This window comes from Reinekea forsetii (genome assembly GCF_002795845.1).
GTDB lineage: Bacteria > Pseudomonadota > Gammaproteobacteria > Pseudomonadales > Natronospirillaceae > Reinekea > Reinekea forsetii.
The window spans coordinates 2,256,348-2,272,964 of the sequence record NZ_CP011797.1 but is presented as its reverse complement, the minus strand read 5'-3'; the positions used below and the strand labels follow the sequence as shown (position 1 = coordinate 2,272,964).

Genomic DNA, 16,617 nt, shown 5'->3' with positions numbered 1-16,617 from the left:
TCAGGTCTCCGAGTAGCTATCAGTGGGTGGGCAGGCACAAAACAGGTTACGATCGCCCCAAACGTCGTCGATACGATTCACCGAGGGCCAGAACTTGTTGTCTGCAATCCACGCCAGGGGGAAGGCGGCCTGCTCGCGCGAGTAAGGCCGCTGCCAATCGCCAATAAGGTCTTTTTGGGTGTGGGGTGCGTTGACCAGCGGATTGTTGTCGGCCGGGAAGTGACCGGTGATGACCTGCTGAACCTCATGATAGATGGCGATCATGGCGTCGGCGAAGCGATCCAATTCAACCTTCGACTCCGATTCAGTCGGTTCCACCATAAAGGTGCCGGGTACCGGAAAGGACATGGTTGGGGCATGGAAGCCATAGTCCATCAGGCGTTTGGCCATATCCACTTCGCTAATGCCGGATTCCGCTTTCATCGGCCGCAAATCGAGAATGCATTCGTGCGCCACCAGGCCGTTTTCGGCTGAGTACAGGATCGGGTAGTAATCCTTCAGGCGGGTGACCAGGTAGTTGGCGTTGAGCAAGGCCACCTGAGTCGATTCGCGCAAGCCGTTGGCACCGAGCAGACGAATATACATCCACGATATGGTTAAGATCGAGGCGCTGCCATAGGGCGTCGCCGAGACGGCACCCATCAGCGGGTTGCCACCCGGGATCGGGGCGACCGTGTGATTGGGCAAAAAAGGTGCTAGGTGTGCGCCAACGCCGATCGGGCCCATGCCGGGACCGCCGCCGCCATGTGGGATGGCAAAGGTCTTGTGCAGGTTCATATGGGACACGTCGGCGCCGATATCAGCCGGCCGGGTCACGCCGACCTGGGCGTTTAGATTGGCACCGTCCATATAGACCTGGCCACCGCGTTGGTGGATCAGCTCACAGATTTCCTTAATGCCCTGTTCGAACACGCCGTGTGTGGACGGGTAGGTAATCATCAGACAGCTCAGTCGATCGCCGGCCTGGTCGACCTTGGCTTGCAGGTCCTGCTGATCGACATTACCGTAAACGTCGGTCTTAACCACCAGCACCTGTAAGCCCATCATCTGCGCCGAGGCCGGGTTGGTACCGTGGGCCGATTGGGGGATCAGGCAAATATCGCGATCGCCTTCGCCCATGGCTTCCTGGTACTTGCGTATGGCCAGCAAACCGGCGTACTCACCCTGAGCGCCAGAGTTGGGCTGCAGGCTGACGGCGGCAAAGCCGGTGATGGCCTTGAGCATGGTTTGCAGTTCATCCACCAAGGTCCGATAGCCTTTGGTTTGGTTATCGGGCGCAAAGGGGTGCATGCGCCCGAATTTCTCCCAAGACACTGGGATCATCTGGGTGGCAGCGTTGAGCTTCATGGTGCACGAACCCAAGGCAATCATGCTGTGATCCAGTGCTAAATCGCGGTTCTCCAGCTTTTTCAGGTAGCGCAACATGTCCGTTTCGCTGTGGTAGCTGTTAAACACCGGATGGGTCAGATAAGGCTGGGTACGCTCGAGGTTTTCGGGAATAAAGGTAGTGTTCTGGTGCGTTAAATCGGCGTCCATAACCGAGGCATTGAGGTCGTGCTCACCCAAGAGCACATCGAACAGTTCTTCAATGTCTTCGCGGGTCGTGGTCTCATTGATTGAGATGCCCAAATTATCATTCTGGTAACGCCTGAAGTTGACGCTGTGTGCGCCGGCCCGCTCCAAGATCAGGTCAACGTTGTGCAACGGATCGATGGTCAGGGTGTCAAAGAAATGCGAGTTGACCACGCGAATGCCCTTGGCCTCAAGACCCTCGGCCAGTATGCCGGTGAGCCGATGAATGCGTTGGGCGATGCGCTTAAGCCCGTCGGGACCGTGATAGACGGCGTAAAAACCGGCCATATTGGCCAACAGAACCTGCGCGGTGCAGATGTTTGAGGTCGCCTTTTCCCGGCGGATATGCTGTTCGCGCGTCTGCAGTGCCATGCGGTAAGCCTGGTTGCCGGCGCTGTCTTTGGACACCCCGATGATGCGCCCGGGGATAGCGCGTTTGTAGCATTCGCGGGTCGCAAAGAAGGCGGCATGAGGGCCGCCAAAGCCCATCGGGACGCCAAAGCGTTGGCTGTTGCCCAAGACAACATCGGCGCCCATCTCACCGGGTGACTTCAACACGCATAACGCCATCAGGTCACTGGCGACGATGGCCAAGGCATCTTGGCTGTGCAAATGTTGGATATAGGGTTCCGGATCATCGATCCGACCGTCGGTACCCGGGTACTGAATCAACGCGCCAAAGACGTCGTGCTCATGCAAGGTGGTGAGGTCGCCGCTGATGATTTCAAAGCCATAATATTCGGCTCGGGTGCGCAAGACATCGAGTGTTTGCGGATGGACATTATGGTCGACAAAAAAGCCCGTTGATTTGTTTTTGCGTACCGAACGTTTGGCCATGGCCATGGCTTCGGCCGCAGCCGTCGCCTCATCGAGCAGGGACGCGTTGGCCAAATCCATGCCGGTCAAATCGATAATCATTTGCTGGTAGTTGATCAAGGCCTCAAGCCGGCCCTGAGCAATCTCAGGCTGATAAGGCGTATAGGCGGTGTACCAACCCGGGTTTTCAAAGACATTGCGTAAAATCACTGACGGCACAAAGGTATCGTGATAGCCCATACCGATGTAGCTTTTGAACGCCTTGTTCTGCTCGGCGATGGCGCGCAAGTAGGCAAGGGCTTCCGGTTCGGGCGTGGCGTTTTCCAGAGTGAGCGGATGTGCCAAGAGAATGGATTCGGGCACGATCTTCTGGGTGAGGTCATCGAGACTGCTGGCATTAACCGCGGCTAACATAGCGGCCTGTTGTTTGGCGTCTGGGCCAATGTGTCGTTTGATAAACGCGTCACGAAATTCAAGGTCGTTCAGTGAAGTCATGTCAGTCTCTATAGGTTAGGGTCGGCGGGCCGTGATTAGGATTGGCTAATAATACGAGGCCAGTGCCGCAATTGGATGAGCTCTGTTGCGCCACGGGCTCTAGGGGCCGGTAAGCAAAAGCCGCACAGAAAACACCAACGTGGTATAAAAAGCCAACCGGCTAATGCTGCGGCGGTTGGCCTTGATGGTCGCTGAGACTATTCTTCAGCGCATTGATCGGCGTAAGAATCAGCATCCATCAGATCGAGTAGTTCCTCTGGGTCGGATATCTTGACCTTGAACAACCAACCGTCTTCATAGCTGTCGGTGTTGATCTGTTCCGGTGCATCTTCAAGTGCACTGTTGACCTCAACGACGGTGCCGGTAACGGGTGTATAGATATCCGACGCGGCCTTAACCGATTCGACCACCGCGACCGAGTCACCGGCCAATATTTCAGCGCCATCATCTGGCAGCTCAACAAAGACGACATCACCTAATTTTTCCTGGGCATAGTCGCTAATGCCGATGGTCACTATGTTGTTACTGTCTAAGCGTACCCATTCATGGGAGTTAGCATATTTTAAATCGGCCGGAATATTGCTCATCTTAAGTTCCTTCAACTGACATATTGGGTATTAATCGAACTGTTTCTTACCATTTCGAACGAATGGTAACTTAACTATTTTGACGGGCAGCATTTTACCGCGTATTTCGATAAAACAGGAATCCTTTATCGTCCCGGTGACCCGTGCCATGGCAATAGACTGCTGCAGCGTGGGCGAAAAGGTCCCACTGGTCAGCTCGCCGATGGCCGGTCCGTCTTCGCTTAGATGGACCTTTTGGTGCGTGCGCATCACGCCCCGCTGTTCCAGCACCAGGCCGACCAACTTGCCATAGGCCTGTTTTGCCTTGATCTCAGTCAAGGCGGCCCGACCGATGAACTCTCGATCTTCCGGGGTCCAGGCGATGGTCCAAGCCATGGCCGACTCCAGCGGGTGGGTCAGTTCAGTCATATCGTTGCCGTAGAGATTCATCCCGGCCTCTAGACGTAAGGTATCGCGTGCGCCCAAACCGCAGGGTTTGATCTCGGCATCTAGCAGGCGCGCCCAAAAGGCCACCACGGCGGTGGCCGGCAAGATAATTTCGAGGCCATCTTCGCCGGTGTAGCCGGTGCGAGCGATAAACCAGTCTTCACTGGCCAAACCTTGAAAGGGGTTTAATTGGTTGGCGACCGGGCCGTGTATCTTACCCAAGGCCACGGTGGCCTTTTCTATGGCTTGGGGACCTTGGACGGCTAGCATGGACAGATCGTCGCGCTCAATGATCTCGACGGCAAAACCTGCACATTGTTGTTGCATCCAGGCCAGGTCTTTTTCCCGGGTGGCGCAATTGACCACGGTGCGATAGCCGTCGACCATCTTATAAACGATCAGATCGTCGAGCACACCCGCCTGCTCGTTTAGCATGGCAGAGTAGAGGGCTTTACCGGGCGTGGCCAGTTTGGCGACGTCGTTTGCCAATAGATAGCGCAAATACTCGGTCGCCTCGGCGCCCTGAATATCAACGATGGTCATATGGGAAACATCGAACATTCCGGCGTCTTCACGGACCTGTTGGTGTTCGGCCAATTGGGAGCCGTAATTGATCGGCATATCCCAGCCACCAAAGTCGACCATCTTTGCGCCCGCGTCAATATGCGCGTCAAAAAGAGGAGTTTGCTTCGCCATAATGATCCTACTTCATTCGAGTTAAAAAATCCGCCCTAGGCTAGCGCATTTTTGTCTCTAATGACATTAGACTCTTATATAACAGTGCTGGGGCGCACCTGTAGCGTTAGTGTTACAGGCGGGATCGAGCCGGCAGGGTAGACTAAAAACGGGTGCCAGACTGGTTCATCTTAATCGATGAGGTAATGTAGATGCGCTCTGCTTTCATCATCCGAATCAACAAGAGCGAGGAGTGGATGCTGGCATCATTGGCCTGATGTTTCAGTTGCACCAAGTTAAGTTGGCTAATATTGGAATCGCTAAACGCAAATTCAATTAGGTCCTCTTCACTTAATAGGTTTTTACCAAGAATGATGGCGGCCATCAGTTGTGTCTCTGTTCAGTGTGGATACAAAGAGGGTATCGGCCGAAAGTGGTTTGAGTTTAGCTCTTTCGGCGCCTATTGCACCGATGACGGGCACATCTACGCGCGCCAAAAGGCGGCACAAAAAAAAGGAACCAAGCGGCTCCTTTTTATCATTAGCTCGCCAGGCAAGCCTAGTCGATGTATTGAACCGACAGGGTGTTGGTGCTGTCAAAGAGTGCACCGGCGACCACTAAGATGGCGTCTCCGCTGACCGCTAAGCCCTTCTCGAGCGCCTTTTCTTTTGCTTTGGCGTAGATATTATCACTGTTTTCAAACTGCTCGACGACCGAGGTGGTGACGCCCTTGGTGAGGCAGAGTTGTTGGGCTGTCTTCGGATCGCGGGTGAGGGCCAGGATCTGGGCTTTCGGGAAGTACTTGCGCACGGCCTGGACCGATCTACCCTGCACGGTGCCAACGACTATCAGCTTGATAGCCAAGTCCTGTGCAGTATGTACCGCGGCCTTACAGATCGATTCGGTGACGCGCAAGAGCCCCTGCTCATCGGGCAATGGGCGCTCAATCTGCCTCATGGCCGTATCGGTGCGCTCACAGATCTGCGCCATGATCGCAACGGTTTCGACAGGATATTTACCCTTGGCCGACTCGCCCGACAACATGACCGCATCGGTACCGTCGAGGATCGCGTTGGCGACATCGCCTGCTTCGGCGCGTGTTGGCCGTGGGTTTTTAATCATCGAGTCGAGCATCTGAGTCGCGGTTATGACCGGCTTACGGGCCAAGATGCAGGCTTTGATCATCATCTTCTGGGCAAAAATCACTTCTTCGACGGCGATTTCAACACCCAGGTCGCCACGCGCGACCATGATGCCATCGGAGGCTTCGAGGATGGCATCGAAATTATCGACCCCTTCTTGATTTTCAATTTTGGAGATGATCTTGATATTAGCGCCGCCATTGGCGATCAGTAGGGCACGAATTTCTTCGACGTCAGAGGCCTTGCGGATAAAGGAGGCGGCAATGAAATCGACGTCCTGACCACAACCCCAAACGATATCAGACTTGTCCTTTTCGGACAGGGCGGGCAGCTTGACGCTGACACCGGGTAGGTTAACACCCTTTTTATTGCCCAGTTCACCGGTGTTTTCCACTCGACAAATCACGTCGCCACCGGTGATTTCGGTAACGGTCAGCTGGATCAGGCCGTCGTCTAACAATACCGTGTTGCCGATCGCCAGGTCGTTCGGCAGTTCTGGGTAAGTCACCGCGACACGGCTGTTGTCACCGCTGATGCTCTGATCGGTGCTCAAGGTAAAGGTTTGACCGGCTTCCAGTAACACGTCGCCACCGCTGACGTTCATGGTGCGGATTTCGGGACCCTTGGTATCGAGTAAAATTGCAACCTTGACGCCCGTGTCTTGAACGACTTCACGGATGTTTGAGATTCGAGCGCCGTGCTCTGCATAGTCGCCGTGTGAAAAGTTCAAACGCATCACATTCATACCGGCTTGTACCAGTTTGGTGAGCATTTCTTTTGACTCTGACGCCGGTCCGATCGTGCAAACAATTTTAGTCTTTCGCATATTGGGATGCCCCTGTATCTGCGCTGGTTAAACCCGAGTAGGGGTCATTGGTTCATAATTGACGCGCACACTACCATAATTGGTAAATATTTCATCCTTATCGGTAAAAATATTGGTAAAATTACCAGTTGAAGTGCTGATTTAAGCCGTTTCTCCACCCCTACTCTTAGGCTAACGTCCCTTAAAATCTCTTATTTCCCCTATATTCGGCTAAAATCTTCTATCAGGGCTATTTTCTCCCGTTTGGCATCAGTTGCCAGGGTTAAGCCTAATTTTCGGTTAATTTGGTAATTAAATTACAAATGATGGCGTGTCAATTTAAAGCCCTGCGTCTTGCCGACAGAACTAAGGCACCCTGGGCTCGACTGACCCGAGACGCTCCGATCAGGGTTATTTGCAACCAATGGCTACTTTCGAGCCGGCTTTACGTTAATAATGGGCCACGTCAATAATGGGCTTGGTCAACAATGGGTGATGTTAACTTTAACGGTCTGATCGATCGTTTTGCACAGCAGATTTACCAGTCGCGCAAAGGGCGCTTACGCATGCACCTTATCGACGCCCTGTATCGGCAATATCTGCCCGAGGCGGAAATGGCCTCGATGCGCGTGCTCGATGCCGGCGGCGGCCTGGGTCAGATGAGTCATTGGTTTCTGACGCGGGGTTCGAGCGTCGATTATTTTGATATTTCCTCGGCCATGGTACAGACGGTGGCCACTGATTTTGCCGAGTCCATTGCGCAAGGTCGCCTTAGCGTCGCCGAATGCTCCATCACCGAGGCGGCCTATCCGCCGGTTTACGACCTGGTGAATGCCCACGCGTTATTGGAATGGCTGGAGGACCCCTATGACGCCTTGGCCACCCTGATGCAATCGGTCAAGCCGGGCGGTTATTTGGGTCTGATGGTCTACAACAAACATCTGTTGATGCTACGCCATTTGATGCGCGGCACGCTGAAGCGCGCCATGAGCGGCGACTTGGGTGGCGATCGGGGTGGTTTGACGCCCATTTCCCCGCTTGATCCGACCGAGGTAGGCGATTTTTTGAGCGCGGGCGGATTCCAGATCCTGTGCCAGGCCGGTGTGCGGACCTTCTCCGATCTGGCCGAAAAAACCGTGCTCGAATGGTACGACGAAACCGACCAGTTTGCCGCCGAATTGGCTCTGTGCGAACAGCGGCCTTACTGCGATCTGGGCCGTTATGTGTTGTTTATCGCGCGCCGATCCAGTTAATCCCCTGAGGTGCTTTTTTCGGCCCAAAAAAAACCCTGCATCAGCAGGGTTTTTTACGCATCCGAATCGGACTAGACGGAGACAATGACCGAGTTTGCCGCGTCAACATAATCGTCCATCTGATCGAAGTTCAGATAGCGATAGACCTCGGCCGCCATGCTATCGATCTGACCGGCATAGGCCAAGTACTCAGCCGGGGTCGGCAGTTTGCCCATCAAGGACGACACGGCCGCCAATTCGGCAGAGGCCAGATACACATCAGCGCCATCCCCTAAGCGGTTCGGGAAGTTCCGGGTTGAGGTCGACACGACCGTCGAGCGCGCGGCGACCCGCGCCTGGTTACCCATGCACAGTGAGCAGCCGGGCATTTCGGTACGTGCACCGGCATTGCCAAAGATGCTGTAGTAGCCCTCCTGCATCAATTGCGCTTCGTCCATCTTGGTCGGCGGTGCGATCCACAGCTTGGTCGAAAGGGTGCCACCGTTGGCTTCGAGCAACTTACCGGCCGCTCGAAAGTGGCCGATGTTGGTCATGCACGAACCGATAAAGACCTCATCGATCTTGCTGCCCTGAACCGCAGAGAGGATGCGGGCATCGTCCGGATCGTTTGGCGCGCAGAGGATCGGCTCCTTGATATCATTAAGATCGATTTCCAGGGTGTAAGCGTATTCAGCGTCGGCGTCGGCACGCATCAGCGTCGGATTGGCTAACCACTCTTCCATGGCCTTGGCGCGTCGTTCGATGGTGCGTTCGTTACCGTAGCCATTGGCGATCATCCAACGCAACATGACGACATTGGAGCGCAGATATTCGCCCACCGACTCTTCCGACAGGGTAATGGTGCAACCTGCGGCGGAGCGTTCGGCCGAGGCATCGGACAGCTCAAAGGCCTGTTCGATGGTCAGGTCGTCGAGCCCTTCAATTTCCAGCACCCGGCCGGAGAAGATGTTCTTCTTGCCTTTCTTCTCAACCGTTAACGACCCATCTTTAATGGCGTAGTAAGGAATGGCGTGCACCAGGTCGCGCAAGGTGATGCCCGGTTGGCGAGTGCCGGTAAAGCGCACCAAGACCGATTCTGGCATATCCAATGGCATTACCCCGGTGGCCGCGGCAAAGGCGACCAGACCCGAGCCTGCTGGGAAGGAGATGCCCATTGGGAAACGGGTGTGCGAGTCACCGCCGGTGCCGACCGTATCGGGCATCAACATCCGGTTTAACCAGCTGTGAATAATGCCGTCGCCCGGACGCAAGGACACACCGCCACGGTTCTTAATGAAATCGGGCAGGGTGTGTTGGGTGTCGATATCAACTGGCTTCGGATAGGCCGCGGTATGACAGAAGGACTGCATTACCAGGTCGGCCGAGAAGCCCAAACAGGCCAGATCTTTTAGCTCATCGCGGGTCATTGGGCCGGTGGTATCCTGCGAGCCAACGGTGGTCATCTTCGGTTCACAGTACTCACCTGGACGGATACCGATGGTGCCACATGCCTTGCCAACCATTTTCTGCGCTAAGGTGAAGCCTTTGCTGCTGGGCTCTACCGCACCCGGTCGATTAAATACGGTGGAGGGCGCCAGACCCAGGGCTTCGCGCGCTCGGTCAGTCAAACCGCGCCCGATAATCAATGGTATCCGGCCGCCGGCGCGGACTTCATCGAGCAGGACATTGGTTTTTAAGGTGAATTCGGAAATCACTGTGCCATTTTTTTCGACCTTGCCGGCATGCGGGTAGAGGTCAATAACGTCACCCATATGCATATCATCGACATCGAGCTCGATGGGCAGGGCGCCAGCGTCTTCCATGGTGTTAAAGAAGATCGGTGCAATCTTATTACCCAGGCAGAAACCGCCAAAGCGTTTGTTGGGTGCGAAGGGGATATCTTGGCCGGTATACCAGAGCACCGAGTTGGTCGCTGATTTACGGGACGAACCGGTGCCGACAACATCGCCCACCAAGGCAATCAAATGGCCCTGCTTCTTGAGTTCTTCCAGCTGCGCGATAGGGCCCAGCTCGCCCGACTTATCGGGCGTAATACCATCGCGTGCCATCTTGTACATGGCCAAGGCATGTAACGGGATGTCGGGTCGTGACCAAGCATCCTGGGCCGGCGAGAGATCATCGGTATTGGTTTCGCCGGTAACCTTAAAGACAGTCAGGGTGATTTTTTCCGGTACGGCAGGCTTGTTCAAATACCATTCGGCATCGGCCCAAGACTGCATAACCGCCTTAGCGATGCTGTTGCCCGCCTCAGCGCGTTCTTGGACATCGTGAAAGGCGTCGAACATCAACAGGGTATGTTTCAGTTGCTCACCGGCCGCGGCCGCCTGATCCGGTTGGTCGAGCAGGGACACTAGGGTTTCAATGTTGTAGCCACCCTGCATAGTGCCCAGGATGCGAATCGCTTCGGTTTTATCGATCAGCGGTGACGTTGCCTGATCCTTGACGATGGCGGTTAAGAAACCGGCCTTTACGTAAGCGGCCTCGTCGACGCCAGGCGGCACTCGTTCAACCAGCAGGCTTTTCAGAAAGGCGGCATCGTCAGCCGGTGGATTCTTGAGCAGTTCAACCAATTGTGTGACTTGCTCGACAGACAAGGGCTTCGCTGGAATACCCATGGCGGCGCGTTCTTGTTCGTGTTTACGGTAGGCTTCAAGCACGGTTGGTTCTCCATCTAAATGAGTCGTGGTAGGGCATAGGGTTGAGCCGATTGACGCGGCACGGTTCCGGTTACATCCGGTGCCGTTGTAGCGAACCGACCCCAGGGATTCGATTGGCTCCAGTCGATTGGGGCTGACGCGCCGGCTCTGGGCCGGGTCATCCGCAGGAACAGCAATCTGGACGCCTCTGGCGCCAAAGTCTAGTGAATTCAGGCGGCAAAGTTAAGTGAAAAACGCCTTTTGCAATCGATAGCTGTTATTTGTTTGGTGAATGTATGGTTATTCGGTCATATGTTGAGCTTATTTTAGTCAGTCGATATTGACGATCTTGTGGGCTTGTAAGGTCAGATGCCACTCAGGATGGCTGAGGCAATAGTCGATACAGGCCTGGGTCGCGTGATTGCGAGCCGGCACAATGGTCTGCTCGCGGTAGTCGTTTATCGGGCTCAAATAACGGTAGTCGGCCTGGAGCTCGGTAAAGCGCTCCGGCGGGGCATCGACCTGCGGATAGACCAGCTTGAGTTCGTTGCAACGGGTCAGGGCCACCTGAGCGACACCCTTGGGGCTAATGCAGACCCAGTCCACGGCGTCGGGCAAAGCCAAAGTGCCATTGGTTTCCACGGCACAGACAAAGTCCAAGCGGTGCAGTTCGGCGATCAAACGGTCGTCTAATTGCAGAGCCGGCTCCCCGCCGGTGAACACCACGAAGCGATGGCCCCGTCCGCTTGGCCACTGGGTGGCAATGGCTTGCGCCAGGTCGGCGGGTTGTTTGAACTTGCCGCCGTTCTGACCGTCGGTGCCGACAAAATCGGTGTCACAAAACTGGCAAACCGATTGCGCTCGGTCCTGTTCTCGGCCACTCCACAGATTGCAGCCGGTAAAGCGGCAGAATACGGCGGGACGACCGGTGTGAAAGCCTTCGCCCTGTAGGGTATAAAACATCTCTTTCACGCTATATGTCATAGGCTTTCGGTGGGACCTTTAGGTTGATTGTTGAGAAGTTGCTCGAACTCGGCAGGCATGACAGGGGGCGAATAGAGGTAACCCTGAAACACATGGCAACCCATATCGCGCAGTAGGGCTAATTGTGCCTGCGTTTCCACCCCTTCCGCCACTGTATTTAAGTTAAGCTGCGCGGCCATCGCCAGAATGGTGCGCACGATCGCGGTATCGTTAGGGTCATGGGGGATGTTGCGCACAAAGGATTGATCAACTTTGAGCGTATCCAGCGGTAATTGTTTGAGATAATTTAAGTTGGAGTACCCGGTGCCGAAGTCATCGATGGAGAAATGCAGGCCAAAAGTACGCAGCGCATTCATCGACGCAACCGTATGATCGATGTCGTCGATAATCATACCCTCGGTAATTTCCAGGTCGATCATATTTGCATCGATGCCCTGTTCTGTGACGATGCCACGGACCAGTTGGGTGAAGTTCTCATGGCGAAATTGCTGTGGGCTGACATTGATCGAAAGCTTGAATCGGTCGTCGATTGACGCCGCATCCCGCCAATGGGCGGCCTGGGCGATGGCCTCTCGGAGCACAAACTGGCCGACTATATGCATTAGATCGGCCGCCTCCAAGAGCGGGATAAACTCTACCGGGGAGACCAAGCCACGGCGCGGATGGGCCCAGCGCAATAGGGCCTCAGCCCCCACAATGCGGCCGTCATTGCTGTCCACCTGGGGCTGGTAAAGGAGGAAGAACTGGTGTTCGGTAATGGCCACCAAGCAGTCTTCTTTGAGTTCGAGAACCCGTTGGTTGGCATCGGCCATTTCTTGTTCAAACAGAATAAACTGGTTTTTACCCAATTCTTTGGCCTTGTACATCGCCATGTCGGCATGGCGCAGGAGTTCTTCGGCCGTTTGAGTGCGATCGTAGAAAAAAGCTAGGCCGAGACTGGCGCTGACTTGCAGGCAATCCCCTGGAATCTTAAAGGGGCGTGCCATGGCGGCGACTAAGCGCGTAGTTCGGCCCACGGCAATTTCCCGGGCCAACACCTCAACGCGGCCCAGATCGGTCATGCAGATAACAAATTCATCGCCTCCTAAGCGGGCAACGGTGTCCTGTTCGCGCACGCCCTCTGTTAAGCGCTCGGCCACGGTGCTGAGTATCGTGTCGCCGATGAGGTGGCCTTTGCTGTCATTGATGGCCTTGAAATCATCGAGATCGATAAAAATTAACGCGCCGAAGTTGCCTGAGCGTTGCGCCCGCAAGAGGGCCTGGTCGAGTCGATCGAGAAATAGATGGCGATTGGGTAGGTTGGTGAGCGAATCGTGATAGGCCAAATGCTGTATATAGGCTTGATGTTCCTTGCGTTCGGTGATGTCCACACCGACCGTGAGTAGAGCGTCTTGGCCCTTGTATTGGATTGCCAACTTGCGCAGTTCCAATGAGAGAAATTGGCCATTTTTTAAGGCCCAATTGACCTCTGGTAGCAAAACCGATTTGTGACTGACGAAGGCCTCGTTATCGGCGTCGATAATAAGCTGCGCAGTCGCGGCGGAAAAATTGCGCAAAACCTGGTCATGCTGACTGCCAATAAAGGTCTTTTCGTCCAGTTCAAAGGTGTTCAGAAACGCTCGGTTGGCGAGCAGCACGGTACCGTTGATGGTTTTAACATAGATCAGATGCGGTAGGTGTTCGACCAGGGCATGTAAACTGCTATAGGATTGCTCGGCCGCACTCAGGGCCGCGCGGTTTTCACCGATCAAGCCATCGGCGACGCCTATGTAGGAATTGAGTGCCTTGACCAGGGTCCCGAACTCATCGTCATGATGGCGGTAGCGGGGTGCCAGACGCTGACCCCGGCTATGATTGATATCGATGTGTTTGAGTTGCCTGGATAGGCGGCTCAGCGGTCGAGTTAGGCTCCGATTGACAATAGCGATCAGGATCAGGGTTAAGCAGATGACGCTGATAAAGTTCAGTAGTAGCCGACTCCAGGTAGTCCGCATCAATGACTGATAGCGCCAATGGTTGTTGTACTCGAATTTCAGCGTGCCTAACTTGACCGGGTCGGATGGATCGAAGCCCAATGGCACCGAATAGTAACGCACGGGTTCGCCAATAAAGGGTACTAGGTACGGCGCGCGGTAGGGCCGGGTTTGGCTTTTGTGACCAAAGGCGACGGAGGTGTTTTGTTCGTCAAAAATCCACACCGCGGTGACGAAGGGGTTAATTAACAGGCCCTTGACGATCTCCGTGCCGAGCACCGAGTCGAGCCGAAACACGGCCTGTTTCGCCGGGTAGATCGATGCCATGCCAACGCGTTCAACATCTTGTTCGATCAGGCTGGCGTGGTTTTTCAGTTCGACCATGAACGCAATGCTGCCCACGATCAGGCTCAAGCCAACCGCGGTCACCAAAAAGGTGATCGCTAAACGCAGAGAAATCTGACGTCTGATCAGTGTATGAGTGGTCGCAAAAGGGTTCATCAGATGGATTTGGAGCTCGCTGTGACCGCTGGGGTCCGTGCAGTTAAGCAAGGATTTCCACATATTGCCAGTTTGGCGAGGGTATAGTCATCAGTAAATGAGCGGACCTCTACAAGGTCGATTCAGGGCCCGTTGCCGGGCCACCGTTTAACGCTCTGGCGCTTGAGCCCTGGTCGGCGGCGTTGCGGATTCGCTGCGCTGTTGCAGTCGAGCCAGTAGCCAATAGAACAGTGGCAACCACAGGCCCCAGAGCAGGGCTACTAGGCTGATGCCTAAGGTGTCGGTGGTCGCTGCGCCAAGCCGGGTACCGGCCCAATAGCTACCGCCGCCACCGACCACACCAAAAAACGCCTGCAAGAGGGGTTTGCCGGTGAGCCAGCTGAGGCTGTGTTGCAGGGTCAGCGGGAAGATCAGCCAGAGGGCCATCAGCCAATAGGGCATGTACAGGCCGGGGCCATCGAAATGAATCAGGCTTGACCACTGCCAAACTACGTCGATCACCAAACCGAGTGCGGATATAATCAGCAACGGTTGCCAGCGATAGACTTGACTATAGAAACGGATGTGTAGCGCTATAAAGAGGGCGGCCCACAACAGGGCCCAAGGAGTTTGCAGTATCACTGCTAAAAACCACCCGGCCTGAAACAGGGCGAAGTTAATCAACTTGGTCATCAGAATTCCCAGTCTACCGTCGCCTTACTCTTACTGAAGACAATTTGCGACGTACCAATGGCGCGTTCTAAGAAGGCACCCTCACAATAGGACAGATAATAGCGCCACATTCTAAAGAATTGGGCATCGTATTTGTCGGCCGGTAATTGGTCGAAGTTCTCGACAAAACGCACCTGCCATTCGTTCAGCGTGCGCGCGTAATGGGAGGTGATATCCTCAAAGTGGCTCAGCGTCATATCGGTTTGTTCGGCAATATGGCGGTTAATCAAGGAGATGCTCGGCAAGTGCCCGCCGGGGAAGATATATTTGCGAATAAAATCGACACTGTTCTTGTAAGACTTATAGCGCTGGTCGTTCATGGTGATGCTCTGTATCAAGGCCAGGCCATCATGGCTGAGCAGCGTGCTGATTTTATTGAAGTAACCGGAGAGGTATTTATGACCCACGGCCTCGATCATTTCAATCGACACCAGACGATCATACTGACCGGTGAGTAGGCGATAGTCGGAGCACAGCAGGGTGATCCGATCGGTCAAACCCGCCTCGGCGATTTTGGCCTCTGTGTAGGCAAACTGCTCGGCAGAAATGGTTGTCGTGGTCACCCGGCAGCCGAAGTTTTTGGCCGCGTAAATCGCCAGTGCGCCCCAACCGGTGCCGATTTCAAGCAGATGATTGTCCGGACCGAGATTGAGCTTTTGACAGATGCGCTCGAGCCGAAATTGCTGGGCTTCTTCTAAGCTGGCATCGGCGTGCGGAAAGATAGCCGCCGAGTACATCATGCTCGGGTCGAGGAAACTGGTAAACAGATCATTACCCAGATCGTAATGGGCTTGAATATTTTTGTGCGACCCGCGAATGGTATTGCGGTTCAACCAATGGGCCATATTGAGAAACCATTGGGATGGACGCGACATCCACGTGACCCGTTCTGGGTCGCTATCAATGTTGGCTGAGAACAGCCGGATCACCGAGGTCAAATCAGGTGATTCCCACAATCCTTCCATATAGGTTTCGGCCGCGGCCATGGAGCCACCGGTCACCAAATCGCGAAAAACCTTGGCGTCCAATACCGTTACTTCGGCATGGGGGCCGGGACCGGCTAGGCTGCCAAAGACCTTATTGTGTTGCTCATAGTTCAGTGTCAACGACCCTTGGGTTAGGTGTTTTAACAGGCGTGATGCGGCCCGCCAGGCGAAGGTTGGGGCTGTGTTCGCTGCTGTGGTCGCCGTAGTCATGAAGATTTTTCCTTTTTAGCGTTCTTAGGGTGAGGGTAAAATGGGACGCCTTTAAGCCATAATTTCAGGGCATGCCAATAGATGCCAGTGCTAATCTTTACGGCCATCGCGGGAAAACGGATGAGCGTATGGCGGATTGCCGCGGCACTGATTGGCGTCGGTGCCAGACTTAGGCTAGCGTCGAATATTTTATCGCCGCCTTGCCAGCTTTCCAAGTGAATAGTGTTTTTGCGCCGACCCGGCTGGGCAAAGCGCCAGTCGTAATTAAGATTCATTGGGTGAAACGGCGAGATGTGAAAGTCTTTGATCAGCTTGAATCGACAGGCCTTGGCCGAATAAGATACCGGGCTAATCGCCCTATCATCTGGGGTTGCCGACAAGACGTATTGAAACCGCTCGCCCCATGGGGTGTTGGTGATTTCAGGCATGATGGCCAACAATTGATCGGCCGCGTCGAAGGCGTAGTAGAAGGTAACCGGATTGCTTAAAAAACCTAAGGTGCGCAGATTGGTGAGCATACAGACCCGGGCAATGTTACTTTCCAAAATCGCTGATTGCTCAGCAATTTTCCCTACCACCGCCGATTTCAAGGATCGCTGAGGATCGCCAAAAAAGTCACTGCGGCGAAAATTTAGCCAGTTAAAACGCTCCATCGACATCAGGCGCGAGCATGCCATAACCTGGGGCAGCTCATCGAGATCCAGATAGAGCATAAACATCGGGTATTTTAGACTATGGGCTTTGGGCGCAAAGCGACGATGGCGCACCCAGCCGATCATCAGTCGGCTATTGCCGCCAAGTCGATCGGCGGCCAAGTCGACTATGCTAGCGCTCATCTGAGGTGC

At 54.6% G+C, this 16,617-nt stretch carries 12 protein-coding genes; 1 reads left to right on the top strand and 11 read right to left on the bottom strand.

Features of this window, described 5'->3' with window-relative positions; genetic code table 11:
* The 5 genes from gcvP to pykF form a co-directional block, all read right to left on the bottom strand.
* On the bottom strand, positions 1-2,883 hold the full coding sequence (gene gcvP / locus REIFOR_RS10505) for an aminomethyl-transferring glycine dehydrogenase (RefSeq protein WP_100257514.1): 2,883 nt from the start codon (positions 2,881-2,883) through the stop codon (positions 1-3).
* Between the two features lie 197 nt (positions 2,884-3,080).
* Positions 3,081-3,470: a glycine cleavage system protein GcvH gene (gene gcvH, locus REIFOR_RS10500; RefSeq protein WP_100257513.1), complete on the bottom strand. Its 390-nt coding sequence runs from the start codon at positions 3,468-3,470 to the stop codon at positions 3,081-3,083.
* A gap of 30 nt (positions 3,471-3,500) precedes the next feature.
* A complete protein-coding gene (gene gcvT, locus REIFOR_RS10495; RefSeq protein WP_100257512.1) occupies positions 3,501-4,592 on the bottom strand; it encodes a glycine cleavage system aminomethyltransferase GcvT in 1,092 nt (363 codons plus the stop codon).
* A gap of 142 nt (positions 4,593-4,734) precedes the next feature.
* Positions 4,735-4,956, bottom strand: a complete 222-nt coding sequence (locus tag REIFOR_RS10490; RefSeq protein ID WP_100257511.1) for a hypothetical protein — start codon at positions 4,954-4,956, stop codon at positions 4,735-4,737.
* A gap of 173 nt (positions 4,957-5,129) precedes the next feature.
* The gene (pykF, locus tag REIFOR_RS10485; protein WP_100257510.1) at positions 5,130-6,539 is read right to left on the bottom strand and encodes a pyruvate kinase PykF; all 1,410 of its coding nucleotides are present in this window, start codon (positions 6,537-6,539) and stop codon (positions 5,130-5,132) included.
* 467 nt (positions 6,540-7,006) lie between these two features.
* Here pykF and REIFOR_RS10480 point away from each other — a divergent pair, with 467 nt between their 5' ends.
* Positions 7,007-7,771: a methyltransferase domain-containing protein gene (locus tag REIFOR_RS10480; protein ID WP_100257509.1), complete on the top strand. Its 765-nt coding sequence runs from the start codon at positions 7,007-7,009 to the stop codon at positions 7,769-7,771.
* A gap of 71 nt (positions 7,772-7,842) precedes the next feature.
* Here REIFOR_RS10480 and acnB read toward each other — a convergent pair whose 3' ends face one another.
* The 6 genes from acnB to REIFOR_RS10450 form a co-directional block, all read right to left on the bottom strand.
* Positions 7,843-10,428 carry a bifunctional aconitate hydratase 2/2-methylisocitrate dehydratase gene (gene acnB / locus REIFOR_RS10475; RefSeq protein WP_100257508.1) on the bottom strand — a complete coding sequence of 862 codons (2,586 nt, stop codon included), beginning with the start codon at positions 10,426-10,428 and terminating at the stop codon, positions 7,843-7,845.
* Positions 10,429-10,737: 309 nt separating this feature from the next.
* Positions 10,738-11,391 (bottom strand): 7-carboxy-7-deazaguanine synthase, encoded by a 654-nt coding sequence (queE, locus tag REIFOR_RS10470; protein WP_100257507.1) that lies wholly within the window; start codon positions 11,389-11,391, stop codon positions 10,738-10,740.
* Positions 11,388-13,865 carry a putative bifunctional diguanylate cyclase/phosphodiesterase gene (locus REIFOR_RS10465; RefSeq protein WP_158524357.1) on the bottom strand — a complete coding sequence of 826 codons (2,478 nt, stop codon included), beginning with the start codon at positions 13,863-13,865 and terminating at the stop codon, positions 11,388-11,390. Before REIFOR_RS10465 ends, queE begins: the two co-directional genes overlap by 4 nt.
* Before the next feature lie 147 nt (positions 13,866-14,012).
* Positions 14,013-14,537: a DUF2878 domain-containing protein gene (locus tag REIFOR_RS10460; protein WP_100257505.1), complete on the bottom strand. Its 525-nt coding sequence runs from the start codon at positions 14,535-14,537 to the stop codon at positions 14,013-14,015.
* Positions 14,537-15,772, bottom strand: a complete 1,236-nt coding sequence (locus REIFOR_RS10455; protein ID WP_100257504.1) for an SAM-dependent methyltransferase — start codon at positions 15,770-15,772, stop codon at positions 14,537-14,539. The genes REIFOR_RS10460 and REIFOR_RS10455 overlap by 1 nt, the downstream gene beginning before the upstream one ends.
* A complete protein-coding gene (locus tag REIFOR_RS10450) occupies positions 15,769-16,608 on the bottom strand; it encodes a DUF1365 domain-containing protein (RefSeq protein ID WP_100257503.1) in 840 nt (279 codons plus the stop codon). The genes REIFOR_RS10455 and REIFOR_RS10450 overlap by 4 nt, the downstream gene beginning before the upstream one ends.
* Positions 16,609-16,617: the final 9 nt, after the last annotated feature.